Source organism: Zestomonas carbonaria (genome assembly GCF_904061905.1).
GTDB lineage: Bacteria > Pseudomonadota > Gammaproteobacteria > Pseudomonadales > Pseudomonadaceae > Aquipseudomonas > Aquipseudomonas carbonaria.
Window position 1 is genome coordinate 23,775 of record NZ_CAJFCI010000040.1, and the last position, 22,961, is coordinate 46,735.

Here is a 22,961-nt window from a genome sequence, read left to right on the forward strand (position 1 = left end):
TGGGAGTCTGGATGCTGGTGCTTAACTCCGCCCCTCTCCCAAAGGGAGAGGGGACTGGTTGGTGCCGGGCCATACGACGGAGCTGAAACTCTGCCCCGCACAAGCTCCCTCTCCCTCCGGGAGAGGGCAGGTTGGTACCTGCCTATGCCACGGAGCTGGAACTCGGCCTCGTACAAGCCCCCTCTCCCACCGGGAGAGGGTTGGGGTGAGGGGCGGAGCCTCAGGTCAACACCGGAGCCTAGGCCGTCAGCCGGTCATCACGAAAATCCCGCAAGGCCTGTTCGATCTCCTCGCGGCTGTTCATCACGAACGGGCCGTACTGCACGATGGGCTCGCCCAGCGGCTTGCCGGCGATCAGCAGGACCTTGGCCGCCCCGCCGCTGGCGAGTTGCAGTTCGCCCTGGTCGGAGAGCCGCACCAGGCGGCTCTGGCCGACCGGCTCGCCGTTCACTTCCAGTTCGCCCTCGTACACGTAGAGCATCACCCGGTGGCCTTCCGGCAGGCACGGGCTGAGCGAGGCTTCGGCCGGCAGGTGCAGGTCGAGCAGGTATGGCTCGGTGTGCGGACGTTGCACCGCGCCTTCAAGCTGCTCCTGGCCGTCGTCGAAGCGCCCGGCGATGGCTACCACCCCGATGCCCGAAGACGTGGTGAGGCGCGGGATTTCGGCCGGCGCGAAGTCGCGGTAGCCGGGATCGCCGAGCTTGTCGCGGGCCGGCAGGTTGAGCCAGAGCTGGAAGCCGCGCATCACGCCTTCTTCCTGCTCGGGCATCTCGCTGTGGATAACCCCGCGCGCGGCGGTCATCCACTGCACACCGCCGCTCTGCAGCAGGCCGACGTTGCCCATGTGGTCCTCGTGGCGCATGCGTCCTTCGATCATGTAGGTGATGGTTTCGAAGCCACGGTGCGGGTGCGGCGGGAAGCCGGCGATGTAGTCGTCGGGGTTGTCCGAGCCGAATTCGTCGAGCATCAGGAACGGGTCGAAGCGTTCGAGGCCGGGGCCGCCGATGACACGGGTCAGGCGCACGCCGGCGCCGTCGGAAGCGGCCTGGCCGGGCTGGATGGCGAGGATGGAGCGCAGTTGAGTCATGGGACACCTCCTGATCGAGTATGTCGCCATGCTAGGGCAGATAATTGAATCTATGTATACGGATTAAGCGTCGTTGCTATCTGGTTTTTCGATTGTTTCAGGTGATCAGGAAAGGCTCCCCTCCCGGAGACGGGAGGGGCGAGGTGGGCGTGGATCAGCCGCCGAGGTAGGCGTCGCGAACCTTGGGATCGCTGAGCAGGGCTTCGCCGCTGCCCTGCATGACGATGTGGCCGTTTTCCAGCACGTAGGCGCGGTCGGCCAGCTTGAGCGCCTGGTTGGCGTTCTGCTCGACCAGGAAGATGGTCACGCCGTCCTGACGCAGTTGCTCGATGATCCCGAAGATCTGCTGGATGATGATCGGCGCCAGGCCCAGCGACGGTTCGTCGAGCAGCAGCAGCTTGGGCTTGCTCATCAGCGCACGGCCGATGGCGAGCATCTGCTGTTCGCCGCCGGACATGGTGCCGGCGCGCTGCTCGAAGCGTTCCTTGAGGCGCGGGAACAGTTCCAGCACCTTGTCCAACTGCTCCTGCTTCTCCGCCTTGCTGCAGAAGAAGGCGCCCATCGCCAGGTTTTCCTCGACGGTCAGGCGGGCGAACACGCGGCGGCCTTCCGGCACGATGGCGATGCTCTTGCGCATGATGTCGCTGGTGTCCCGGCCGACCAGTTCCTCTCCCTGGTAGCGGACGCTGCCGCTGGCCGCGCGCGGCGAGCCGCAGAGGGTCATCAGCAGGGTCGACTTGCCGGCGCCGTTGGCGCCGATCAGGGTGACGATCTCACCCTGGGTGACTTCCAGGCTGACCTCGTGGAGGGCCTGGATCTTGCCGTAGAAGGTGGAAACCTTGTCGAACGTCAGCATCAGGCTTCTCCCAGGTAGGCTTTGATCACATCCGGGTTGTCGCGGATCTCCTCCGGGCGGCCGTCGGCCAGGGGCGCGCCCTGGTTGATCACGTAGATGTGGTCGGAAATGCTCATCACCAGCTTCATGTCGTGCTCGATCAGCAGCACGGTGACGTCGTGATCGTCGCGAAGTACGCCGATCAGCGCCTTGAGGTCCTCGGTCTCGCGCGGGTTGAGGCCGGCGGCGGGTTCGTCGAGCATCAGCAGGCGCGGGCGGGTCATCATGCAGCGGGCGATTTCCAGGCGGCGCTGCTGGCCGTAGGCCAGGGTGCCGGCCGGGCGGTTGGCGAAGTCCACCAGGTTGACCCGCTCCAGCCAGTGCGCGGCGAAGTCCATGGCTTCGCGTTCGCTGCGGCGGTAGGCCGGCGTCTTGAACAGGCCGGACAGGTAGTTGGTGTTGAGGTGGCGGTGCTGGGCCACCAGCAGGTTTTCCACCGCGGTCATGTCCTTGAACAGACGCACGTTCTGGAAAGTCCGCACCACGCCCTTGCGGGCGATCTTGTGGCCGGGCAGGCCCTGGATCGCCTCGCCGTCGAGGAGGATGCTGCCCGAGGTCGGCTGGTAGAAGCCGGTCAGGCAGTTGAACACGGTGGTCTTGCCGGCGCCGTTCGGGCCGATCATCGATACCACCTGCTTTTCATTGACGGCCAGATTCACACCATTGACGGCCAGCAGGCCGCCGAAGCGCATGGTCAGGCCGCTTGCTTCCAGGATCGGTCGACTCATTGCTTCAGCTCCAGGTGGGGACGTTGCATGGGCAGCAGGCCCTGCGGACGCCAGATCATCATCAGCACCATGAGGGCGCCGAAGATCAGCATGCGGTAATCGCTGAACTCGCGGGTCAGCTCCGGCAGCAGGGTCAGCACGATGGCGGCGAGGATCACGCCAAGCTGCGAACCCATGCCGCCGGCGACGACGATGGCGAGGATGATCGCTGACTCAATGAAGGTGAACGATTCCGGGGTGATCAGGCCCTGGCGCGCGGCGAAGAAGCTGCCGGCGAAACCGGCGAAGCTGGCGCCGATGGTGAAGGCGCTGAGCTTGATCACGGTGGGGTTGAGGCCGAGGGCGCGGCAGGCGATCTCGTCTTCGCGCAGGGCTTCCCAGGCGCGGCCGATGGGCATGCGGATCAGGCGATTGATCACGAACAGGGCCAGCAGCACCAGCAGCAGGGCGATCAGGTAGAGGAAGATCACCTTGTTGATCGACTGGTAGGTCAGGCCGAAGAACTCGTGGAAGGTCTGCATGCCGTCGGCGGCGGTGCGGTCGAAGCTCAGGCCGAACAGGGTCGGCTTGTCGATGTTGCTGATGCCGTTCGGGCCGCCGGTGACCTCGGTCATGTTGCGCAGCAGGATGCGGATGATCTCGCCGAAGCCGAGCGTGACGATGGCCAGGTAGTCACCGCGCAGGCGCAGCACCGGGAAGCCGAGGATGAAGCCGAAGAACGCGGCCATCAGGCCGGCGATCGGCAGGCAGATCCAGAAGCCCAGCCCGTAGTAGTGCGAGAGCAGCGCGTAGCTGTAGGCACCGACGGCGTAGAAGCCCACGTAGCCCAGGTCGAGCAGGCCAGCCAGGCCGACCACGATGTTCAGGCCGAGGCCGAGCAGTACGTAGATCAGCACCAGGGTGGCGATGTCCACCGCGCCGCGCGAGCCGAAGAACGGCCAGGCCAGGGCGATGATGACCAGGACGAAGATCACCCGGCGCTGGATCGACGGCAGGGTCAGCTTGTAGCCGATGTTGCCCGGCATCTTCGGCAGGCCCGGGGCGGCCTGCCAGGCGGTGGTGAGGCGTTCGCGGAACAGTTGCCAGAAGAACATCGCCACCGCGCAGGCGGCGATGGCCCACAGGGTGGCGGGGCTGGCGCCGTGGACTTCCAGCTTGATGCCGACGGTGGTCAGCTTCAGGCCGAGCACCGGGTAGGCCACCGCGAGCACCAGCAGGGCGCTGAAGAAGGCGGTCTTGAGGGGTTTGCGCATGGTCTGGCTCATACTTTTTCAACCTCCGGACGGCCGAGGATGCCGGTCGGGCGGAACAGCAGCAGGAGGACCAGAAGGGTGAAGGCCACCACGTCCTTGTACTGGTCGCCGAACACATCGGCACCGAACGCCTCGGCCACGCCGAGTACCAGGCCGCCGAGCATGGCGCCGGGGATGCTGCCGATGCCGCCGAGCACGGCGGCGGTGAACGCCTTGATGCCGGCGAGGAAGCCCAGGTTGGGGTTGATGAAGCCGTAGCGCATGCTGATCAGCACCGCCGCGACCGCCGCCAGGGCGGCGCCGATGACGAAGGTCAGGGCGATGATGTTGTTGGTGTTGATGCCCAGCAGGTTGGTCATCTTCAGGTCTTCGGCGGTGGCGCGGCAGGCGCGGCCGAGACGCGAGCGGGAGATGAAGAGGGTCAGTCCGGCCATCGCCAGGAAGGTGATGACGAAGATGAACACCTGCATGTACGACACCGTCACGGCACCGCCGGCGATCAGGTCGAACTTGCCCGGCAGCGGGTCGGGAATCGACTTGCCGCGCGAGTCCTGGGCCAGCAGTACCGTGTTCTGCAGGAAGATCGACATACCGATCGCCGAGATCAGCGGAATCAGCCGGTTGCCGCCACGCAGCGGCCGGTAGGCCACCCGTTCGATGCTGTAGCCGTAGGCGCTGGTGACGATCATGCTGGCGACGAAGGCGGCGACCATCAGCAGCGTCACGCTATCGATACCCAGCATGGCCAGGCCGGCGATGGCGATGAAGGCGATGTACGAGCCGATCATGTAAACCTCGCCGTGGGCGAAGTTGATCATGCCGATGATGCCGTAGACCATGGTGTAGCCGATGGCGATCAGGGCGTAGGTGCTACCTACCGACAGGCCGTCGATCAACAGCTGCAGGTAGTGATTGAGTTCAGGCATTGCCTACTCCTCGGGCCTTGCGCGAACGAGGCGCTTGTGGCGCGGCGCGGACCCGTAAAGCGCGGATAGACAAAACCCACTGCCGTACGGGCCAGTGGGTTTCGGTTCATTGCGGTCAGATTACTGCGCGGGGGTCTTGGTGGCGTCCTGGTGCCACTCGTAGACCACGAAGGAGAAGTCCTTCAGGTCACCCTTCTCGTCGAAGGCGAGGGTACCGGTCGGGGTGTCGAAGCTGTTGGAGCGCAGCGCTTCGGCGACCTTGGCGGTGTCGGTCTCGTCGCCGACCTTGGCGATGCTTTCGGCGATGACCTGCACGGCGGCGTAGGACGGGAACACGAACGGACCGCTCGGGTCTTCGTTCTTGGCCTTGAAGGCCTCGACCAGCGCCTGGTTCTTCGGATCCTGGTCGAAGGACTTCGGCAGGGTCACCAGCAGGCCTTCGGAGGCCGGGCCGGCGATCGCGGAGAGTTCCTTGTTACCCACGCCTTCCGGGCCCATGAACTTGACGTTCAGGCCTTTCTCGGCCGACTGGCGCAGCAGCAGGCCGAGTTCCGGGTGGTAGCCGCCGTAGTAGACGAAGTCGACACCGGCCTGGCGCAGCTTGGCGATCAGCGCGGAGAAGTCCTTGTCGCCGGCGTTGATGCCTTCGAACAGGGCGACCTTGACGCCTTTGCTTTCCAGGGTCTGCTTCACGGCGGTGGCGATGCCTTCGCCGTACTGCTGCTTGTCGTGGATCACGGCGACGTTGGTCGGCTTGATGTGGTCGGCGATGAAGTCGCCGGCGGTCGGCCCCTGCATGCTGTCCAGGCCGATGGTGCGGAACACCAGCTTGTAGCCGCGGCTGGTGATGTCCGGGCTGGTGGAGGCGGCGGTGATCATCAGGATGCCGTCGTCCTCATAGATGTCGGAAGCCGGCTGGGTGGAGCTGGAGCACAGGTGGCCGACCACGTACTTGATCTTGTCGTTGACGATCTTGTTGGCCACGGCCACGGCTTGTTTCGGGTCGCAGGCATCGTCGTAGACCACGGCTTCGAGCTGCTTGCCGTTCACGCCACCGGCCTTGTTGATCTGCTCGACGGCCATCTTGGCGCCGATGATCTGCATTTCGCCGTACTGTGCGACTGCGCCGGTGGTCGGCCCGGCCAGGGCGATCTTGATGGTGTCGGATTGCTCCGAGCAACCGCTCAGGCCGAAGAACGCGGCGATTGTGGTGCAAAGCAATGTGCGGCGGATGGTGTTGTTCATATGTGCTCCACTCATACCCTTTAGTTGTTGTCCTGGCGTATGTCGCGACAGGTTCCTATGGAATGCCTGGTCAGGCCCCCCTGAACTGTACCGGTACAGTGTAGGGCCCGCCCCGATGGCTTGGAAGCCGGGGCGGCCGGCCTGACCGTGTGGGTGTCGCTAAATCGCAACAAATGTATAGAAATACGGCGATCCGCCGATTCCGACGACGGTATCATGGCGGCCCATTTCGCAACCGGAACCGTTCGACAGAGGCCGCCATGACAGAGAACCCTAGCACCCTCTATGCCAAGCTGCTCGGTGAAACCGCGCGGATCGGCTGGCAGGAGCTGCAGCCTTTCTTCGCCCGCGGCGCCCTGCTGTGGGTAGGGGCGGATCTGGACCTGATCGCCGTGGCCGTGGCAGTGGCCGAGAACGACCAGGCGAGTGTCGTGGCCTGGCTTGCCGCCGGTCAACTGGAGAAGGTGGAGGCGCCGCGAGCCGAGGACCTGCTGGCCCGCGACCCGGAACTGTGGGCGGTGGTGGTGGCGCCCTGGGTGTTGTTTCAGGAGCGTGGCCCGGCACCGCTGCGACACTGAAAAGGCTGGACTAGACTGGGAATTGCTTTCCCGGCTTGCCATCCGGGCCTCGTCTGCGCCGGATAGCGCGAAGTCTTTCCATATTCAGGAGTGTTGCCATGTTCGAACCGGGTCATCTGCATCTCAAGAGCCTGCCGGGGCTGGGGCAGCAGGATTTCGACGTCGATCTTTTCTACGAAGTTCGCCAGGACCCCGCCGAAGGGGCGGTGATGCATTTCCGCATGGTCGGCGAGATCGACGAGAAGAAGTTCGAGGAAGAATTCGAGCTGCGCCGCGACACCGCCTTCAACTTCGCCAGCGTCGCCGCTCGCGTGGCGGCCAAGCATGGTTTCCACCCACGCTTTGGCCCGATCCTTCGCAACCATCATGAATTCGATGCGATGTTCGAGGACATCCGCGAGAAGCTCAACGCCCATCCCGGCGAACCGGTGGACCTGGACCGCCTGCTCAAGGGTGACTGAGAACCTGCTGTAGCCTGACCGGGCCCGCCATGCGCGGGCCCGTTGCATTCCATCTGCCCGCGTCCCGCCGTGCCATGGCCGGGGCAAGGCCTTGTTCTGGAGTACCGCATGACCGCCGCTCTTCCTTCCCTCGCTTTCGCCGGCATCGGCCTGATGGGCCTGCCGATGTGCCGCCGCCTGCTCGCCGCGGGCTACCCGCTGACGGTGTGGAACCGCAGCCCGGACAAATGTGCGCCGCTGGTGGCCGCCGGCGCACGGCAGGTGGCAACGCCGGCCGAGTTGTGCCGGGAAGCCGACGTGGTGATGCTGTGCCTGGCCAATACGGCGGTGGTGCACGAGGTGGTGTTCGGCGCCGGCGGCGTCGTCGAGGGCGCGCGCGCCGGGCAGTTGCTGGTGGACTTCTCCAGCCTGGAGCCGGCCGCCACCCGCGAGATGGCTGGCGCGCTGGAAACGCGCACCGGCATGCACTGGCTGGATACCCCGGTGTCCGGCGGCACCCTGGGCGCGGAGGCCGGGACCCTGGCGATCATGGCCGGTGGACGCACCGAGGATCTGGACCGGGTGCGCCCGGTGCTGGCGCATCTGGGGCAGCGCGTGACCCATATGGGCGCAGTCGGTGCCGGCCAGGTCACCAAGGTTTGCAACCAGATGATCGTCGCCTGCAACGCCCTGGTGATCGCCGAGGTGGTGGCCCTGGCCGAACAGGCCGGCGTCGACGCGACACTGATCGCCGAGGCGCTGGCCGGCGGCTTCGCCGATTCCAAGCCGCTGCAGATCCTCGCCCCGCAGATGGCCGAGAGCCGTTTCGAGCCGGTCAAATGGCACGTGCGCACGCTGCTCAAGGACCTCGACACCGCGGTCAAGCTGTCCCGCGAGCAGGGCAGGGCGACGCCGATGAGCGGCCTGGCCGCGCAACTGATGCGCCTGCATGGCAGCCAGGGCAACCTGGAGCGCGATCCGGCGACCCTGGTGGAACTGTATCGGGAGACGCAGGCATGAAGATCGCAGCCAACCTGTCCCTGCTGTTCGCCGAGCGGCCGCTGGTCGAGCGTGTGGTCGCGGCGGCGGCCGCCGGTTTCGACGGTGTGGAAATCCAGTTCCCCTACGAAGTGCCGGCACTGCGCCTGAAGGAGGCGCTGGAAGCGGCGGGCATGCCGCTGGTGCTGATCAACGTGCCGGCCGGCGACCTGATGACCGGCGGTCCCGGCCTGGCCGCCGTGCCGGAGCGCCGCGACGATTTCGCCGCCGCGCTGCGCGAGGCGCTGACCTACGCGGCGATGGTGCGCCCGGCCTGCGTCAACGTGCTGCCGGGCCGGCTGGCCGAGGGGGTGGGCCGCGACGAGGCGCTGCAAACCCTGGCCGCCAACCTGCGCCTGGCCGCCGAGGAGTTCCAGGTGCTCGGCATCCGCCTGCTGGTGGAGGCGATCAATCCGCTGGACATGCCCGGCTTCCTGATCAATACGCCCGAGCACCTGATCGAGTTGCTCGACGCGGTCGACCATCCCAATCTGGCGGCGCAACTCGACTTCTACCACATGGCCCGCCAGGGGTTCGACCTGCCGGCGAGCATCGCGCGACTGCGCGGGCGGATCGGCCACGTGCAGTTCGCCGACTGCCCCGGTCGGGGCGCGCCAGGCAGCGGCACGCTGGATTTCGCGGCGGCGCTGCGGGCGCTGGGCGAGGTCGGCTACGACGGCTGGCTGGGCGCCGAGTACAAGCCGGACGAGCATGGAACGGCGGCGGGGCTCGGCTGGCTGGCCGAGTGGCGCAAGGGCTGATCTGTAGGGTTCGCGAACAGAGTTCGCTCCACGGGTAGGGTGCGCCGTGCGCACCGATCCGGAGGCCCCTATCATCGTTTCCGGAGATACGCCGTGCATCCCCTCGGCAAGCGGTGCGCACGGTGCACCCTACGGGAAAGAGCTGCGCTCGTGCTCCCGCACCCACCCCTGTCATCCCCGCGAACGCGGGGACCCAGAAACCAGGGCCCGGTGATAAAGAGCACAGGACTCCGATGCCTTTCCCTCCGCCATCAACCTTTTGAATAGTGGCAGACAAGGCGATGGCCTAGGCTCTAGATTGAGCCTCCCCGGCTGCGCAGGGCACCCCGTGCGGCCGCCAAGGACAACAACAAGGGATTCCCCATGTCGAATGCTCCACTCGCGCCGCACGCCTGGCGCATCCTGTTCCTGCTGTTCCTGGCCAACCTGTTCAACTTCTTCGACCGCACCATCCCGGCGATCATCATCGAGCCGATCCGCCTCGAGTGGTCGCTCAGCGACCTGCAGATCGGGCTGATCGGCACCGCCTTCACCGTGGTCTACGCGATCGCCGGCATCCCGCTGGGGCGCATGGCCGACACTGGCATGCGCAGCCGGATCATGGGTTGCGGCCTGGCGGTTTGGAGCGGGTTGACCGCGCTGAACGGCCTGGCCTGGAACTTCTGGAGCTTCCTGCTGATACGCATGGGCGTGGGGATCGGCGAGGCCAGCTACGCGCCGGCGGCCAACTCGCTGATCGGCGACCTGTTCCCGGCGCACAAGCGCGCGCGGGCCATGGGTATCTTCATGCTCGGCCTGCCGCTGGGTCTGCTGCTGGCGTACTTCACCATCGGCGCGATGGTCGAGGCATTCGACAGTTGGCGCGCGCCGTTCTTCATCGCCGCGGTGCCGGGGCTGCTGCTGGCGGTGTTCATGTTCTTCATCAGGGAGCCGAAGCGCGGTGCCGCCGAGACGGTTCAGGTGACGAGCGCGCCGGTGGAAAAACCGCTGCGCAAGGTGCTGTCGATCCGTACTTTCTGGTGGCTGGTGGTGGCCGGGCTGACCTTCAACTTCGCCACCTATGCCTGCAACACCTTCATGGTGCCGCTGCTGCAACGCTACTTCCTGATGCCGCTGGGCCAGGCGGCGGTGGCGGCCGGGGTTATCGTCGGGGTCACCGGTCTGATCGGCCTGACCCTCGGCGGCTGGCTCGCCGACCGCGCGCACCAGCATTCCGAACGCGGCCGCCTGCTGCTCGGCGCCCTGTCGATGCTGGTCGCCGCGGTCGCCACCGGCACCGCGATGCTGCTCGGCAGGGTCGAGGTAGGCGTCTTCGTGGCGATCTTCAGCATCGGCTGGCTGTTCTCCTACAACTTCTATACCTGCGTCTACACCGCGATCCAGGACGTCATCGAGCCGCGCCTGCGCGCCACCGCCATGGCGCTGTTCTTCGCCGGGCTGTACCTGCTCGGCGGCGGCATGGGGCCGCTGGTGGTGGGCTTCTTCTCCGACCAGTTCGCCCACTCGGCGATGCTGGCCGAAGGTGCCAGCGTGCTGACCGAAGCCCACAAGGCCCTGGGACTGCACGGTGCGCTGTTCCTGATCCCGGTGGCGCTGCTGCTGACCATGCTGGCGCTGCTGCAAGCCTCGCGCTGCTTCAGCCGCGACGCGGCGGCGATGCGCTCCTCCCTGGTCGCGGCCTGACAACATGACCGTAGGGTGGGTCGCCCGGCCCACCCTACTAGCCCCCTCTCCCGCAAGGGGATGGCGGTGTGATGGGTATCGTCGCTGCGCTCCTCGACCCATCCTACGGTGCTGGCCGTCGTAGCCCGGATGCAATCCGGGAGCCGCCGACTCCGCTTCCTCACCCCGGAGGGAGCTCCCTTCAGTTACCGTGGATTACGGCGCGACGGTTCGTTCGAGCGGTTGCCCGTCCGAGGGGATGGCTTCGACCCGGCCGGCGGCGTCGGCGAGGATCATCCGCGCGGCCTTCTCGGCGATCACCAGCACCGGCGAGCAACTGTTGCCCGAGGTGAGGGTCGGCATGATCGAGGCGTCGGCGATGCGCAGGCCGGGGATGCCGTGCACACGCAGCCGGCTGTCGACCACCGCGTCGGCGCCATGGCCCATGCGGCAGGTGCCGGCGGGATGGAAGATGGTGGTGCCGATCTGCGCCGCCGCGCGGTGCAGGTCTTCCTCGCTGCGGTAGTCCGGTCCCGGCTTGAACTCTTCCGGTCGGAAGCGTGCCAGGGCCGGCGCGGCGACGATGCGCCGGGTCAGGCGGATGGCGTCGGCGGCGACCCGCAGGTCTTCCGGGTGGCTCAGGTAGTTGGGCTGGATCAGCGGCTTGTCGCGTGGGTCGGCGGAGCGGATATGCGCCGTGCCGCGACTTTGCGGGTGCAGGTCGCAGACCGAGGCGGTGAACGCCGGGAAGTCGTGCAGCGGCTCGCCGAAGCGCTCCAGCGACAGCGGCTGCACGTGGTATTCGAGGTTGGCCGAAGCCTGGCCGGGATCGGACCTGGCGAATGCGCCGAGCTGGCTGGGTGCCATGGATAGCGGCCCGCTGCGCTTGAACAGGTATTCCAGGCCCATGCCCAGCTTGCCCCAAGGCGTGGCGGCGATCCGGTTGAGCGAGCGTGCGCCGCTGATGCGGTAGACCAGGCGCAGTTGCAGGTGGTCCTGGAGGTTGCCGCCGACGCCTTCCAGCCGGTGGCGCACGCCGATGCCGAGCCGTTCCAGCAGGTCGCGCGGGCCGATTCCCGAGCGTTGCAGGATGGCCGGGGAGCCGATGGCGCCGGCGCAGAGGATCACTTCGCGGCGCGCGCGCAGTTCGCGCCGTCCTCCTTGCCAGTCCACCACCAGGCCACGGGCGCGGCTGTCTTCGAGGATCAGCCGCTGCGCCTCGACGCCGGTCAGCACGGTGAGGTTCGGTCGTTTGGCGATCGGCTGCAGGAAGGCTTTCGAGGCATTCCAGCGCACGCCGCCGCGCTGGTTGACCTGGAAGTAGCCGCAGCCTTCATTGTCGCCGCCGTTGAAGTCGTCGACGCTGGCGATGCCGACCTGCGCCGCCGCCTCGCGGAAGGCATCGAGGATTTCCCAGGACAGCCGCTGGCATTCCACCCGCCATTCGCCGCCGGCGCCATGCAGCGCGTTCCCGCCGCTGAAGTGGTCCTCCATGCCGAGGAACAGCGGCAGCACATCCTTCCAGGCCCAGCCGGCATTGCCCTCGGCGGCCCAGCCGTCGTAGTCGCGGGCCTGGCCGCGCATGTAGATCATCCCGTTGATCGACGAGCAGCCGCCGAGCACCCGGCCGCGCGGGTATTTCAGCGCGCGGCCGCCCAGGCCGGGTACCGCCTCGGTGTCGAAGCACCAGTCGGTGCGCGGGTTGCCGATGCAGTAGAGGTAGCCGACAGGGATGTGGATCCAGGGGTAATCGTCCTTGCCGCCGGCTTCGAGCAGCAGCACCCGGTTGGCGGGATCGGCGGACAGCCGGTTGGCCAGCAGGCAGCCGGCGGGACCGGCGCCGACGATGAGGTAGTCGTATGAGTCCAGTGCCTGGGGCATGGCGAATCCCGTTGTGTTTTTCTTGTCGGTGATTGAGGCTAGCCGTTCGTCTGCGATAAAAAAACGCTCGTTTCTGGTCAGTGGTTGTGCGTTTTCTAACAGCGGGGCCAATGAATGTTCGACTGGAACGACCTGCGCTACTTCCTCGAGCTGCACCGCAGCGGCCGCCTGCTGACCACCGCCAGGCGCCTGAGCACCACCCACGCCACGGTGGCGCGGCACATCGAGAACCTCGAACGTGAGCTCGGCACCCAGTTATTCGCCCAGCACACCGGCGGCTACCAGTTGACCCCGGCGGGGCTGACGCTGCTCAAGCACGCCGAGGCCATGGAGAACACCGCGCTGCTTGCCCAGGAGGACATGAGCCAGGGCATCGCGCCGCTGGGCCAGGTGCGCATCGGCGTCACCGAGGGGCTGGGCAACGCTTTCCTGGCTTCGCGCCTGGTCGAGCTGATGCGCCAGTATCCGGGGTTGGAGGTGGAGCTGGTGTCGGTGCCGCGCTTCGTCAGCATCACCAACCGCGAGGCGGACATCGCCATCACCCTGGAGCGGCCCAACGCCGACCTGGTGATCAGCCGCCGCCTGACCCGCTATCGCCTGAGCCTGTTCGCCAGCCCGCGCTACCTGGAGCAGGCGCCGCCGCTGCGCAGTCGCGACGACCTGGGCAAGCACCAGTGGATCGGCTACGTCGACGACCTGTTGTTCACCCAGGAGCTGATGTTCCACCACAGCTTCTGCCGCCATCCCCAGGTGGTGTTCCGCAGCACCAGCGTGGTCGCCCAGCAACAGGCGGCGCAGGCCGGCGTCGGCCTGGCGATCCTCCCGCGCTTCATGGGGCAGCGCGATCCGTTGCTGGTGCCGGTGCTGCCGGAAGAGTTCATCGAGCGGGAATACTGGATGTGTACCCGCCGCGAGCTGCACCGCTCGGTGCGCCTGCGGCTGGTGTGGGATTTCCTCCTGGCCCTGTGCGATCGGGAGCAGGCGGTGCTGATGGGGGAAGGGTAGGCCGCGCGCACCGTTTAGGGGCTCGGTGTTCGGTCGGAAGCGCAGGGGCCGCTCCTTCATCGGTGCGCACGGCGCACCGATGAAGGCGCGTTGGCTTTAGCCGGCCACCATCACGCGGATGGCTTCCAGGCGCAGCGCCGCCTTGTCGAGCATTTCCAGGCCCTGTTCGCGCTGGGTGCGCAGGGCGTCCAGCTCGCTGTCGCGCACGCTCGGGTTGACCTCTTGCAGGGCGGTCAGGCGCGCCAGTTCCTCGTCGAGGTCGGCGGCCAGGCGCTGCTTGGCTTCGGCGACGCGCTCGGCGTGGCGCGGCGCGATCTTGGCTTCGGCGGCGTTGATCTGCTGGGCCAACTGGTCGCGCTGGGCCTGCACGAACTTGTTGGCGCTGGCGCGCGGCACGGCTTCGAGCTGGTCGTTGAGCTTGTCGAACGAGACCTTTTCGGCCAGGTCGTTGCCGTTGGCGTCCAGCAGCACGCGCAGTGCGGCCGGCGGCAGGAAGCGCGCCAGTTGCAACTGGCGCGGCGCGACCACTTCACTGACGAACAGCAGCTCGAGCAGCACGGTGCCGGGCTTGAGCGCCTTGTTCTTGATCAGCGCCACCGCGGTGTTGCCCATCGAGCCGGACAGCACCAGGTCCATGCCGCCCTGCACCATGGGGTGCTCCCAGGTGAGGAACTGCATGTCCTCGCGGGACAGCGCCTGTTCGCGGTCGTAGGTGATGGTCACCGCCTCGTCGTCGCCGAGCGGGAAGCTGGCGTCCAGCATCTTCTCGCTGGGGCGCAGGATCAGGGCGTTCTCCGAGTGATCCTCGCTGTCGATGCCGAAGGCGTCGAACAGCGCCTCCATATAGATCGGCAGGGCGAACTGGTCGTCCTGCTCGATGATCTCCTCGGCCAGTGCCTGGCCTTCGCCGGCGCCACTGGAGTTGAGTTCCAGCAGGCGGTCGCGGCCGCTGTGCAGCTCGCTTTCCAGGCGCTCGCGCTCGGTCTTGGCTTCGTTCAACAACGCCTGCCAGGCGCTGTCGTTGCCGGCTTCCAGCAGCGGCAGCAGCCGCGAACCGAACCGCTGTTGCAGGGCGTTGCCGGTCGGGCAGGTGGCCAGGAAGGCGTTCAGCGCCTGGTGGTACCACTGGAACAGGCGCTCCTGCGGGCCGCCTTCCAGATAAGGCACGTGCAACTGGATGGTGTGCTGCTGGCCGATGCGGTCGAGGCGGCCGATGCGCTGTTCGAGCAGGTCCGGGTGGGACGGCAGGTCGAACAGCACCAGGTGGTGGCTGAACTGGAAGTTGCGGCCTTCGCTGCCGATCTCGGAGCAGATCAGCACCTGGGCGCCGAACTCCTCGTCGGCGAAGTAGGCGGCGGCGCGGTCGCGTTCGAGGATGCTCATGCCCTCGTGGAACACCGTGGCCGGGATGCCGGAGCGCACGCGCAGGGCATCTTCCAGGTCCATGGCGGTCTCGGCGTGGGCGCAGATCACCAGCACCTTGAACTTCTTGAGCATCTTGAGGGTGTCGATCAGCCAGTCGACGCGCGGGTCGAAGCGCCACCAGCGGGCTACGTCGCCGTTCTCGGCCTGCGCCTGGTACTGCACTTCCGGGTACAGCTCGGGGTGCTCGCCGGGTTCCAGGGCGCGGTATTCGTCCGGGGTGGCCAGCGGGTAGGGATGCACCTGGCGCTCCGGGAAACCGCGCACGGCGGCGCGGGTGTTGCGGAACAGCAGGCGGCCGGTGCCGTGGCGGTCGATCAGCTCGCGGGTCAGGCGCGCGCTGGCCTGGATGTCGCCGTCGGTGACCGCGGCGAGCAGCGCTTCGCCCTCGGCGCCGAGGAACCTGGCGATGGTCGCGTGGGCCTGTTCGGACAGCCGGCCGTCGTCGAGCAGTTCCTGCACCGCTTCGGCGACCGGCTTGTAGTTGGCGCTTTCCGCGCGGAACGCTTCGAGATCGTGGAAACGGTGTGGATCGAGCAGGCGCAGGCGGGCGAAGTGGCTGTCCTGGCCGAGCTGTTCGGGGGTGGCGGTGAGCAGCAGCACGCCGGGCGTCACCTGGGCCAGTTGCTCGACCAGGCGGTATTCGGCGCTGGCCTGTTCAGGGTGCCAGACCAGGTGGTGCGCCTCGTCGACCACCAGCAGGTCCCAGCCGGCGGCGAACAGGGCATCCTGGGCGCGCTCGTCGCCGACCAGCCATTCCAGGGCGACCAGCGCCAACTGGGTGTCTTCGAACGGGTTGCTGGCATCGCTTTCGGCGAAGCGCTCGGCGTCGAACAGCGCCACCTGCAGGTTGAAGCGCCGGCGCATCTCCACCAGCCACTGGTGCTGGAGGTTTTCCGGAACCAGGATCAGCACCCGGTTGGCGCGCCCGGACAGCAGCCGGCGATGGATCACCAGGCCGGCCTCGATGGTCTTGCCGAGGCCCACTTCGTCGGCCAGCAGCACGCGCGGGGCGACGCGGTCGGCCACTTCGCGGGCGATGTGCAACTGGTGCGGGATCGGCTGGGCACGGGCGCCGCACAGGCCCCAGAGCGACGATTGCAGCAACTGGCTGGTGTGTTCCAGGGTGCGGTAGCGCAGGGCGAACCAGGGCAGCGGGTCGATCTGGCCGGCGAACAGGCGGTCGCTGGCCAGGCGGAACTGGATGAAGTTGGAGAGCTGGGTTTCCGGCAGGCAGGCGACCTGGTGCTGGCCGTCGAGGCCGTGGTAGACCAGCAGGCCGTCGATGTCCTCGACCTCGCGGACGATCATCTTCCAGCCTTCGAAATGGGTGATCTCGTCGCCCGGGGCGAAGCGCACGCGGGTCAGCGGGGCGTTGCGCAGGGAATACAGGCGGGTCTCGCCGGTGGCCGGGTAAAGCACGGTGAGCATCCGGTCATCCTGGGTGAGGATGGTGCCCAAGCCCAACTCCGCTTCGCTGTCACTGATCCAGCGTTGCCCCGGTACGTATTGCGCCATGCCTGTCTCCCCGATGAAAAAGCCGCGTATGGTAACGGATTCACCGGGCCCAGGCCAAAGCCGCACGGCGGGGCCGGCGAGTCTTGTCGGGAAAGTGTAGCGAGCGCATCCTCAAGTCGACGGGCCGCCGGCCGACAGTCTGACCAAAGGAGGCACGCCTGGAGGCGTACTGATCGATGCTGCCACCCATCCCCCATAGCCTGGTGCCGGTCACCACCCAGCAGGACGTGCCCAAGCCGCGCCCGGACGTGCAACCGGTGACGCCGCCGCAGGCCGGTTCCGGCGGCGAGGGCGTCGGTCTGCGGCAGCGCGATGCCCAGGAAGAGGTCGATCGCCAGCGCGACCAGCAGCGCCGCCGCCAGCGCTACACGGCCGAGCAACTGGCCGCCGGCGAAGTCGCCGAGGAAGACCTCGACCTGCTGGAAGGCCTGCCGCGCCAGGGGTTGTGGGTGGATGTCGAGGTGTGAGTGAGCCTGTTCGCCGATTGTCCGCTTGAATTGCCCGATGCCGAACTGCGCCTGCTGCCCGGCTGGGTGGCGGCGGGCGAGGCCGGGTGCTGGTTCGACGAACTGGTCGCGCGGACGCCCTGGCAACAGCCGCAGGTGTTCCTGCACGGGCGTTTCTATCCGGTGCCACGGCAGGTGGCCTGGTACGGGGACGCCGAGGCGCGCTACCGCTATTCCGGCCTGAGCCACGAGCCCTTGCCCTGGACGCCGCTGCTCGCCGAAATCCGCCGGCGGGTCGAGGCCGAGTGCGGCCAGCCGCTCAACGGCGTTCTCCTCAACTATTACCGCGACGGCCAGGACTCGATGGGCTGGCACAGCGACGACGAGCCCGAGCTGGGAGCGCATCCGCTGGTCGCTTCGCTGAGCCTGGGCGGCGCGCGGCGCTTCGACCTGCGCCGAAAGGGTGGCAGCCGTATCGAGCATTCATTGCTGCTGGAACACGGTTCGCTGCTGGTCATGGCCGGCGCGACACAGCATCATTGGCAGCACCAAGTGGCGAAGACGCGCCAAGCCTGCGCGCCGCGCCTGAACCTGACCTTTCGCCTGATCCGGTCGCCCGCATGAATCCAGACGACAAGCTGATCGACTTCAACACCGAGCGCGAGAAGCGCATCCACGATCTCAACGACAAGCGCCTGAACGAGATGCGCCAGGCCTTCGAACGCGCCCTGCCGCTGCCCAAGGGCAAGAAGAGGTCCAAGGGCAAGCCTAAGAAGCGTTGAGGTTCGTTCTTGCCGAAGAGGGATCGGTTTGCACGGCCAGCTCCCTCTCCCTCCGGAGAGGGTTCTGTTCGAGTAGCCTGAAGGGCTGTGATTCTCTCCCGCATCCATGGAGTGGCCTGAGTCGCCTGCGTCGAGCGGAGCCCGTGGGGTGGGTTCCCCACATCACGCCGAGCGCGGGCGCACGCTGACCCAGTAGCGGGTGAAGTGGCGTACTTCGACGGGCAGGGCCTTGGGCAGCAGGGCGAGGATGCGTTCGCTGTCGTCCAGCGGGTAGCTGCCGGAGAGGCGCAGGTCGGCGATGGACGGGTCGCAGCCCAGGCGGCCGTGGCGGTAGCGGGACAGTTCGGCGAGGAAGTCGGCCAGGCGCATGCCGCTGGCGATCAGCATGCCCCGGGTCCAGGCGCGGCTGTTCTCGTCCAGCGCGCCAGGCGTACCGATCCTGTGGGTGTCGAAGCTGACCTGCTGGCCTGCCTCGAGCCGTAGCGGCACACCGCTGTGCACACTCGGCTGGATCGCGGCGCTGCCGTCGAACAGGCTGACCCGGCTGAGCCGGGCATCCAGCCGCACGCTGAACTGCGGACCGGCGCGGTCGACCAGCCCCTGCGGGGTGATCACCCGCAGCGGGCGGGGGTCGGCGGCGCCCTGAAGCAGGATCTCGCCGCGCCGCAGGTCGATCAGCCGCTGGCCCTGGTCGAAGCGGACGTTCACCGCGCTGTCGGTGTTCAGCACCAGGCGGGTGCCGTCGGCGAGGGTCAGGTCGCGGCGTTCGCCGACGCCGGTGTGGTGGTCGGCCAGCCAGGGTTGCCAGGGCTTGTGTTCCAGCGCCTGCCAGCCGACGACGCCGGCGCCGAGCAGTACGCTGAGCGCTTTCAGCGCGTCGCGGCGGCTGCGCGAGGATGGCGCGCCCAATGCGCGGTGGGCGAGGTCGGTGGGCAGGCCGCGCAGGCGGCGGTTGACCGTCTCGATGCGCTGCCAGGCCTGCTCGTGTTCCGGCGCGGCCGCGCGCCAGGCGGCCCAGTCCTGGCGGCGCTGGGCACTGGGTTCGCCGTCCTGCAGCTCGACCAGCCACTGCACCGCCTGGGCGGCGACGGTGGGGCTGATCAAGGAGGTGGAGTCGCTCATGTCAGTCGAGCTCGGCGAAATAGCATTGCTGCGCGGCCTTGGCCAGGTAGCGCTTCACGCTGGACAGCGAGATGCCGAGCTGGGCGGCGACTTCGGGGTAGGTCAACCCGTCCAGTTGCACCAGCAGGAACGCCTGGCGGGCCAGCCTGGGCAGGCCGTCGAGCAGGCGGTCCAACTCCAGCAGGGTCTCCAGGATGATCGCCCGGCTTTCCTCCGACGGCACTTCGTCCACCGGCAGGCTGGCGAGGGTTTCCAGGTAGGCGCGTTCGATGTCCTGGCGGCGGTAGTGGTTGGCCAGCACGCGCTTGGCGATGGTGGTCAGGAACGCCCGGGGCTCGCGGATGACCGGTGTTTCACGGGCATTGAGGATGCGCAGGAAGGTGTCCTGGGCCAGGTCGGCGGCGCTGTCCGGGCAGCCGAGCTTGCGCCACAACCAGCCGCGCAACCAGCCATGGTTGTCGAGGTAGAGGCGTTGCAGGGCGTGGTCCGGGGCGGTCTTGCTGGTCGGCACGACCGAAGGCTCCAGGGCAGGATGGTTATCAAATGCTAACTGTTCTCAAGTGTAAGGAAAGTACGAGTGCCAGGGCAATCGCTGTATGGCGGGCGATCGTTCTTGCCGGGTGCGCCCTACGGTCGGGAGCCGAGCACCCGGGGCGAGAGGGCCAGCCAGAGGCTGAGCGGATAGAGCAGGTAGTGGATGAAGAACAGCGCCATGCCCATCGGGCTGGGCGTGTCCTGGAGGAACATCATCAGCAGCAGGACGAGGTAGAGCACGCCGAGGCCGGCGGCGTACAGGCCGGTCAGGCGCCAGCGTTCGCCGGGCGAGGGCGCGCGCCGCTGTTGCCAGCGGAACCACAGCGCCATCCCGGCGGCCACCAGGGCGGCGACGACCAGCGTGGCGAAGATCCCGCCGACCCGCACGAAGCCGCGCAGCAGCAGGTTGAGCAGCACCGTGGCGGCGATGCCGGCGACGGCGTAGTAGCGCACCGCGATGCCGTTCATGCCAGGGACTCCCGGAGCATCCGCGCCGTTGCCGCCAGTTCGGCGTCCGGCACGCGCGGGGTGTCGCGGAAGGTGAGGTTGTCCTCGACGATGTAGCGCCGCGAGGTGATGTCGGTGTGCGCCACCATCGGCACCACGTGGGCGTGCGCGTGGGGGATGTCGCCGCCGGTGAACAGGAAGGCGACCCGCCGCACATCGAAGCGGCGGCGCAGGATCGGCGCCAGGCGCTGGCCGACGCTCATGATCTCGGCGGCGATCTCGCCCGGCAGGTCGTCGTAATAGGCGAAGTGCTCACGCGGGATGATCTGCACATGGCCGCTGCGGATCGGGTGGATGTCGAGGAAGGCCAGCACCCGCTCCGACTCGTAGATCCGATGCGCCGGCACCTGGCCGTTGGCGATGCGACAGAACAGGCAGTCGGTACTCATGGCGTCGTTCCCTGATCGATGGACAGTCGAGAGCCTAACCGCTGGTGGCGGGCACGTCATGGCCGGTTCGTGGATGGAATCAGCGCATGGATCGCCGCATCGACCGGTCGGCCCTGAATGAACAGCCGGTTGCGCGCCACGCCTTCGAAGGTCGCGCCGACCTTCCTGGCGACCGCTCTGCTCGGTTCGTTGTCCACGGCGGCGACGATCTCGATGCGTGTCAGCCCCAGTACCGTGAGGCCGAAGTCGGCCAGCAGCCGCGTCGCCCGTGGCGCGATGCCCTTGCCCTGTTGCGACTGGCGCACCCAGTAGCCGAGGTTGCACAGGTTGCATTCCCGGCTGATGTGGTTCAGGCCGATGCCACCGAGGAATTCGCCGGTCGTGGAGAAGATGCCCAGCTCGTACGCTGTCTGCTCCGCGAGGCTGCGTTCGCAGAGGGAAAACCATTGCAGCGCTTCGGCTGGCATATAGCCGGCATGGCACCAGGGGAGCCAGGGGCTGACCGAGTCGACCGACTCGTTGACGGCCTGGGCGAAGGCCTCGGCATCGCTGGCAACGAAGGGGCGCAGGCAGAGCCCGTTGGATATCAGAGGCTGCATGGGGCGTTGGCTCCTGTGGGGCGTCTGGCAAGGATACAAGCGATGGCGCCCTCGCTTGCGATCCGGCGCGCTGGACTCGTCCACCGGGCCGGGCGAGGTTCACATCATGCGCGTCCACCGGGCGGGCGCTCCCAGGGTTCGATGTCCCCGTCCCGCACGTTGAACAGGGGATGGATTCGCGGCTCCGTGGTCGCCACCCATTGCCGGTGCAGCTCCGGGTTGCGCACGGACAGCTTGGCCATCAGGTGCGCCCATTCGTAGGCGACCTGCCCGGCGGTGACGTCGAGCGTCAACGCGGGGCCAGGCGGCGCGATCTTGCTCTTGTCGAACCGGTAGCCACGGCTTTCGGCCTCGGCCTGCACCGCTTGCAGGTAGTGCGAGATGGCGGACAGCGCATCCGGGTGCTGCCGGAAGCGTTCGAGCTGCGGGTGGTTGCGGTAGCCACGGGTTTCCCCGCGCAGTACCGCCTGGGCGAGCAGGGCTTCCCGCCACAGGGCGACCAGGCCCTGTGGGTCGAGATAGCCGGGATGGAGCGACCATAGACGCATGCGATGAGGACCTGGTGGGTTGTCGTTCAGAGCACCTGGTTCAGCCCGAAGCGCTTCTTCAGCGCCGTTTCCAGCAGCCCCTTGGGCAACAGCGCGGCCATGAGCGGCAGCGTGCGGCTGCCGTTGCCGAGACGCAGCAGGCGCGGGCGCTTGCTCTTGCGCACGGCGGCGAGCAGGTCGCGGGCGAACTCGCTGGCGGGGGTGGGATTGTCCTGGGAGGCCTTGGCGCGGGCGCGGATGCCGTCGCGGATCGGCCACCAGTGCGAGTCTTCGCGGATCAGTTGTTCGGCTTCGTGGCTGGCGTTGTTGCCGAAGCTGGAGGCGATGGCGCCGGGCTGGACTTCCATGACGTCGATGCCGAACGGCGCCAGTTCCAGGCGCAGGGCGTCGGTCAGCGCGTGCACCGCCGCCTTGGAGGCGCAGTAGGCGCCGGCGAAGGGAGTGACCAGCACGCCGGAAACGCTGCCGATGTTGACCACCAGGCCGCGCTTGGCGCGCAGCGCCGGGAACAGCGCGCGGGTGACGCCGACGATGGCCACCACGTTGGTTTCCAGTTGCCGGCGCAGGGCTTCGGCGCCGCCGTCGAGCAGCGGGCCCATGGCGCCGTAGCCGGCGTTGTTGATCAGCACGTCGAGCCCCGCGGTGTCCCGCGCCAGCCGTTCGCCGAGCGCGGCGACGGCGGTCTCGTCGTTGACGTCCAGTTGCACGGCGACGAAGCCGGCGGCAGCCAGGGCAGAGACATCCTCGGCCTTGCGGGCGGTGGCCCAGACTTCATAGCCGGCGGCCTGGAAGGCGTCGGCGAGGGCGCGGCCGATGCCGCTGGAGCAACCGGTGATCAGGGCGATGGGCTGGGGCATTGGGGGTTCCTTGTTGGTCTTTTGCTGGCTGGTGGTCGATATCGGTTTTCTTGGCTCGGCGCTATTCGAAGCTTGTGCCCCTCACCCCAACCCTGGCTGCGCGCCCCGCTCCGGAGGGAGAGGGGGTTGGTTCGTGCGGGCGGTCAGGTTTGTGCCATCCGCCCAGCTCTTTCAATCGGCGAAGCTGCCCTGCAGGCGTTCGGCGCGGAACTCCAGGGTGGCCGGGCGATAGCCGGGGCGCAGGGTCGGCAGCGGCAGGCAGTCGTGCCAGGTCTCGCCGGGCAGCAGTTCGCCGGGGCCGCGATAGCGCGGGGCGTCGTAGAGGTTGCGTGCCAGGTTGACGGTGTCGCCCGGCCGGTAGGCGGCGACTTCGAAGCGCAGCTCCTGCAACGGTACGCGGCTGCCGTTCTTCAGGTCGAGGGCCAGCGGGCGGTCGGCCGAGCAGCGATCGGGGGCGTAGGCGATGCGCAGTTCGAGATGGGCCAGGTGGCGCCTCTCGCGCAGGTCCTGCCAGTACAGCCAGGAGCCGACCAGCATCAGCCCGATCAGCGCGGCCCCAGAGATCGGCAGGGCCTTGGCCGGGTAGCGGATCAGCAGGACCAGCCAGGTGAGCACGAGCAGGATGCCGATCAGCATGTCGGGCTGCCTGTGTGGGATGAGCGATGGGACATGGATGACGGGCCTCCTGCCTGGGGAGGGTTCATCCTAGTGGGGGATGGGGTGGAGAGGAAAGTGGGG

General features: G+C 67.6%; 25 protein-coding genes. 9 read left to right on the plus strand and 16 right to left on the minus strand.

All coding sequences use genetic code 11. The features are described from left to right. Window positions 1–238: 238 nt before the first annotated feature. The 6 genes from PSEWESI4_RS10285 to PSEWESI4_RS10310 form a co-directional block, all read right to left on the minus strand. On the minus strand, window positions 239–1,087 hold the full coding sequence (locus tag PSEWESI4_RS10285) for a pirin family protein (protein WP_187671112.1): 849 nt from the start codon (window positions 1,085–1,087) through the stop codon (window positions 239–241). Window positions 1,088–1,241: 154 nt separating this feature from the next. Continuing rightward, on the minus strand, window positions 1,242–1,943 hold the full coding sequence (locus tag PSEWESI4_RS10290) for an ABC transporter ATP-binding protein (RefSeq protein ID WP_187671113.1): 702 nt from the start codon (window positions 1,941–1,943) through the stop codon (window positions 1,242–1,244). Beyond that, window positions 1,943–2,710: a high-affinity branched-chain amino acid ABC transporter ATP-binding protein LivG gene (livG, locus tag PSEWESI4_RS10295; protein WP_187671114.1), complete on the minus strand. Its 768-nt coding sequence runs from the start codon at window positions 2,708–2,710 to the stop codon at window positions 1,943–1,945. The genes PSEWESI4_RS10290 and livG overlap by 1 nt, the downstream gene beginning before the upstream one ends. Next, window positions 2,707–3,963, minus strand: a complete 1,257-nt coding sequence (locus PSEWESI4_RS10300) for a high-affinity branched-chain amino acid ABC transporter permease LivM (RefSeq protein ID WP_187671115.1) — start codon at window positions 3,961–3,963, stop codon at window positions 2,707–2,709. The genes livG and PSEWESI4_RS10300 overlap by 4 nt, the downstream gene beginning before the upstream one ends. A gap of 8 nt (window positions 3,964–3,971) precedes the next feature. Beyond that, window positions 3,972–4,889, minus strand: coding sequence for a high-affinity branched-chain amino acid ABC transporter permease LivH (livH, locus tag PSEWESI4_RS10305; protein WP_187671116.1), 918 nt, complete (start codon window positions 4,887–4,889; stop codon window positions 3,972–3,974). Window positions 4,890–5,009: 120 nt separating this feature from the next. Beyond that, complete coding sequence (locus PSEWESI4_RS10310; RefSeq protein ID WP_187671117.1) at window positions 5,010–6,134, minus strand: branched-chain amino acid ABC transporter substrate-binding protein; 1,125 nt, start codon at window positions 6,132–6,134, stop codon at window positions 5,010–5,012. A gap of 260 nt (window positions 6,135–6,394) precedes the next feature. Between PSEWESI4_RS10310 and PSEWESI4_RS10315 the strand changes: the two genes are divergently transcribed. The 5 genes from PSEWESI4_RS10315 (at window position 6,395) to PSEWESI4_RS10335 (ending at window position 10,634) form a co-directional block, all read left to right on the plus strand. Then, the gene (locus tag PSEWESI4_RS10315) at window positions 6,395–6,712 is read left to right on the plus strand and encodes a DUF2288 domain-containing protein (RefSeq protein ID WP_187671118.1); all 318 of its coding nucleotides are present in this window, start codon (window positions 6,395–6,397) and stop codon (window positions 6,710–6,712) included. Between the two features lie 98 nt (window positions 6,713–6,810). Further along, the gene (locus PSEWESI4_RS10320; RefSeq protein WP_187671119.1) at window positions 6,811–7,173 is read left to right on the plus strand and encodes a DUF5064 family protein; all 363 of its coding nucleotides are present in this window, start codon (window positions 6,811–6,813) and stop codon (window positions 7,171–7,173) included. 108 nt (window positions 7,174–7,281) lie between these two features. Beyond that, window positions 7,282–8,172, plus strand: a complete 891-nt coding sequence (locus PSEWESI4_RS10325) for an NAD(P)-dependent oxidoreductase (protein ID WP_187671120.1) — start codon at window positions 7,282–7,284, stop codon at window positions 8,170–8,172. Next, window positions 8,169–8,951 carry a hydroxypyruvate isomerase family protein gene (locus PSEWESI4_RS10330; RefSeq protein ID WP_187671121.1) on the plus strand — a complete coding sequence of 261 codons (783 nt, stop codon included), beginning with the start codon at window positions 8,169–8,171 and terminating at the stop codon, window positions 8,949–8,951. Before PSEWESI4_RS10325 ends, PSEWESI4_RS10330 begins: the two co-directional genes overlap by 4 nt. Window positions 8,952–9,314: 363 nt before the next feature. Next, entirely contained in the window at window positions 9,315–10,634 is a 1,320-nt protein-coding gene (locus PSEWESI4_RS10335; RefSeq protein ID WP_187671122.1) for a spinster family MFS transporter, read from the plus strand. 195 nt (window positions 10,635–10,829) lie between these two features. Here PSEWESI4_RS10335 and PSEWESI4_RS10340 read toward each other — a convergent pair whose 3' ends face one another. Further along, entirely contained in the window at window positions 10,830–12,494 is a 1,665-nt protein-coding gene (locus PSEWESI4_RS10340; protein WP_187671123.1) for a GMC family oxidoreductase, read from the minus strand. 114 nt (window positions 12,495–12,608) lie between these two features. Here PSEWESI4_RS10340 and PSEWESI4_RS10345 point away from each other — a divergent pair, with 114 nt between their 5' ends. Continuing rightward, window positions 12,609–13,499 (plus strand): LysR family transcriptional regulator, encoded by an 891-nt coding sequence (locus PSEWESI4_RS10345; protein WP_187671124.1) that lies wholly within the window; start codon window positions 12,609–12,611, stop codon window positions 13,497–13,499. A 96-nt stretch (window positions 13,500–13,595) separates the two neighbouring features. Here PSEWESI4_RS10345 and rapA read toward each other — a convergent pair whose 3' ends face one another. Beyond that, entirely contained in the window at window positions 13,596–16,439 is a 2,844-nt protein-coding gene (gene rapA, locus PSEWESI4_RS10350) for an RNA polymerase-associated protein RapA (protein ID WP_187671125.1), read from the minus strand. A 176-nt stretch (window positions 16,440–16,615) separates the two neighbouring features. On the opposite strand from rapA, the gene PSEWESI4_RS10355 reads away from it, so the two are divergent. Genes PSEWESI4_RS10355 through PSEWESI4_RS10365 form a run of 3 tightly spaced genes read left to right on the plus strand, consistent with a single transcriptional unit; the run spans window position 16,616 to window position 17,667 of the window. Then, on the plus strand, window positions 16,616–16,906 hold the full coding sequence (locus tag PSEWESI4_RS10355) for an aspartate-semialdehyde dehydrogenase (protein WP_187671126.1): 291 nt from the start codon (window positions 16,616–16,618) through the stop codon (window positions 16,904–16,906). Beyond that, the gene (locus PSEWESI4_RS10360; protein WP_187671127.1) at window positions 16,907–17,509 is read left to right on the plus strand and encodes an alpha-ketoglutarate-dependent dioxygenase AlkB family protein; all 603 of its coding nucleotides are present in this window, start codon (window positions 16,907–16,909) and stop codon (window positions 17,507–17,509) included. It abuts the gene before it with no gap. Next, window positions 17,506–17,667 (plus strand): hypothetical protein, encoded by a 162-nt coding sequence (locus PSEWESI4_RS10365; protein ID WP_187671128.1) that lies wholly within the window; start codon window positions 17,506–17,508, stop codon window positions 17,665–17,667. The genes PSEWESI4_RS10360 and PSEWESI4_RS10365 overlap by 4 nt, the downstream gene beginning before the upstream one ends. A gap of 162 nt (window positions 17,668–17,829) precedes the next feature. On the opposite strand, the gene PSEWESI4_RS10370 is transcribed toward PSEWESI4_RS10365, so the two are convergent. The 8 genes from PSEWESI4_RS10370 to PSEWESI4_RS10405 form a co-directional block, all read right to left on the minus strand. Next, window positions 17,830–18,789, minus strand: a complete 960-nt coding sequence (locus PSEWESI4_RS10370; protein ID WP_187671129.1) for a FecR domain-containing protein — start codon at window positions 18,787–18,789, stop codon at window positions 17,830–17,832. Window position 18,790: 1 nt separating this feature from the next. Next, a complete protein-coding gene (locus tag PSEWESI4_RS10375; protein WP_187671130.1) occupies window positions 18,791–19,300 on the minus strand; it encodes a sigma-70 family RNA polymerase sigma factor in 510 nt (169 codons plus the stop codon). A 116-nt stretch (window positions 19,301–19,416) separates the two neighbouring features. Beyond that, a complete protein-coding gene (locus tag PSEWESI4_RS10380) occupies window positions 19,417–19,791 on the minus strand; it encodes a hypothetical protein (protein ID WP_187671131.1) in 375 nt (124 codons plus the stop codon). Further along, complete coding sequence (locus PSEWESI4_RS10385) at window positions 19,788–20,219, minus strand: HIT family protein (protein WP_187671132.1); 432 nt, start codon at window positions 20,217–20,219, stop codon at window positions 19,788–19,790. Before PSEWESI4_RS10385 ends, PSEWESI4_RS10380 begins: the two co-directional genes overlap by 4 nt. A gap of 56 nt (window positions 20,220–20,275) precedes the next feature. Continuing rightward, window positions 20,276–20,818: a GNAT family N-acetyltransferase gene (locus tag PSEWESI4_RS10390; protein WP_187671133.1), complete on the minus strand. Its 543-nt coding sequence runs from the start codon at window positions 20,816–20,818 to the stop codon at window positions 20,276–20,278. A gap of 104 nt (window positions 20,819–20,922) precedes the next feature. Then, on the minus strand, window positions 20,923–21,366 hold the full coding sequence (locus PSEWESI4_RS10395; protein WP_187671134.1) for a pyrimidine dimer DNA glycosylase/endonuclease V: 444 nt from the start codon (window positions 21,364–21,366) through the stop codon (window positions 20,923–20,925). A 26-nt stretch (window positions 21,367–21,392) separates the two neighbouring features. Beyond that, window positions 21,393–22,223 (minus strand): SDR family oxidoreductase, encoded by an 831-nt coding sequence (locus PSEWESI4_RS10400; protein WP_187671135.1) that lies wholly within the window; start codon window positions 22,221–22,223, stop codon window positions 21,393–21,395. Window positions 22,224–22,394: 171 nt separating this feature from the next. Further along, complete coding sequence (locus PSEWESI4_RS10405; RefSeq protein ID WP_187671136.1) at window positions 22,395–22,859, minus strand: multidrug transporter; 465 nt, start codon at window positions 22,857–22,859, stop codon at window positions 22,395–22,397. Window positions 22,860–22,961 lie beyond the last annotated feature (102 nt).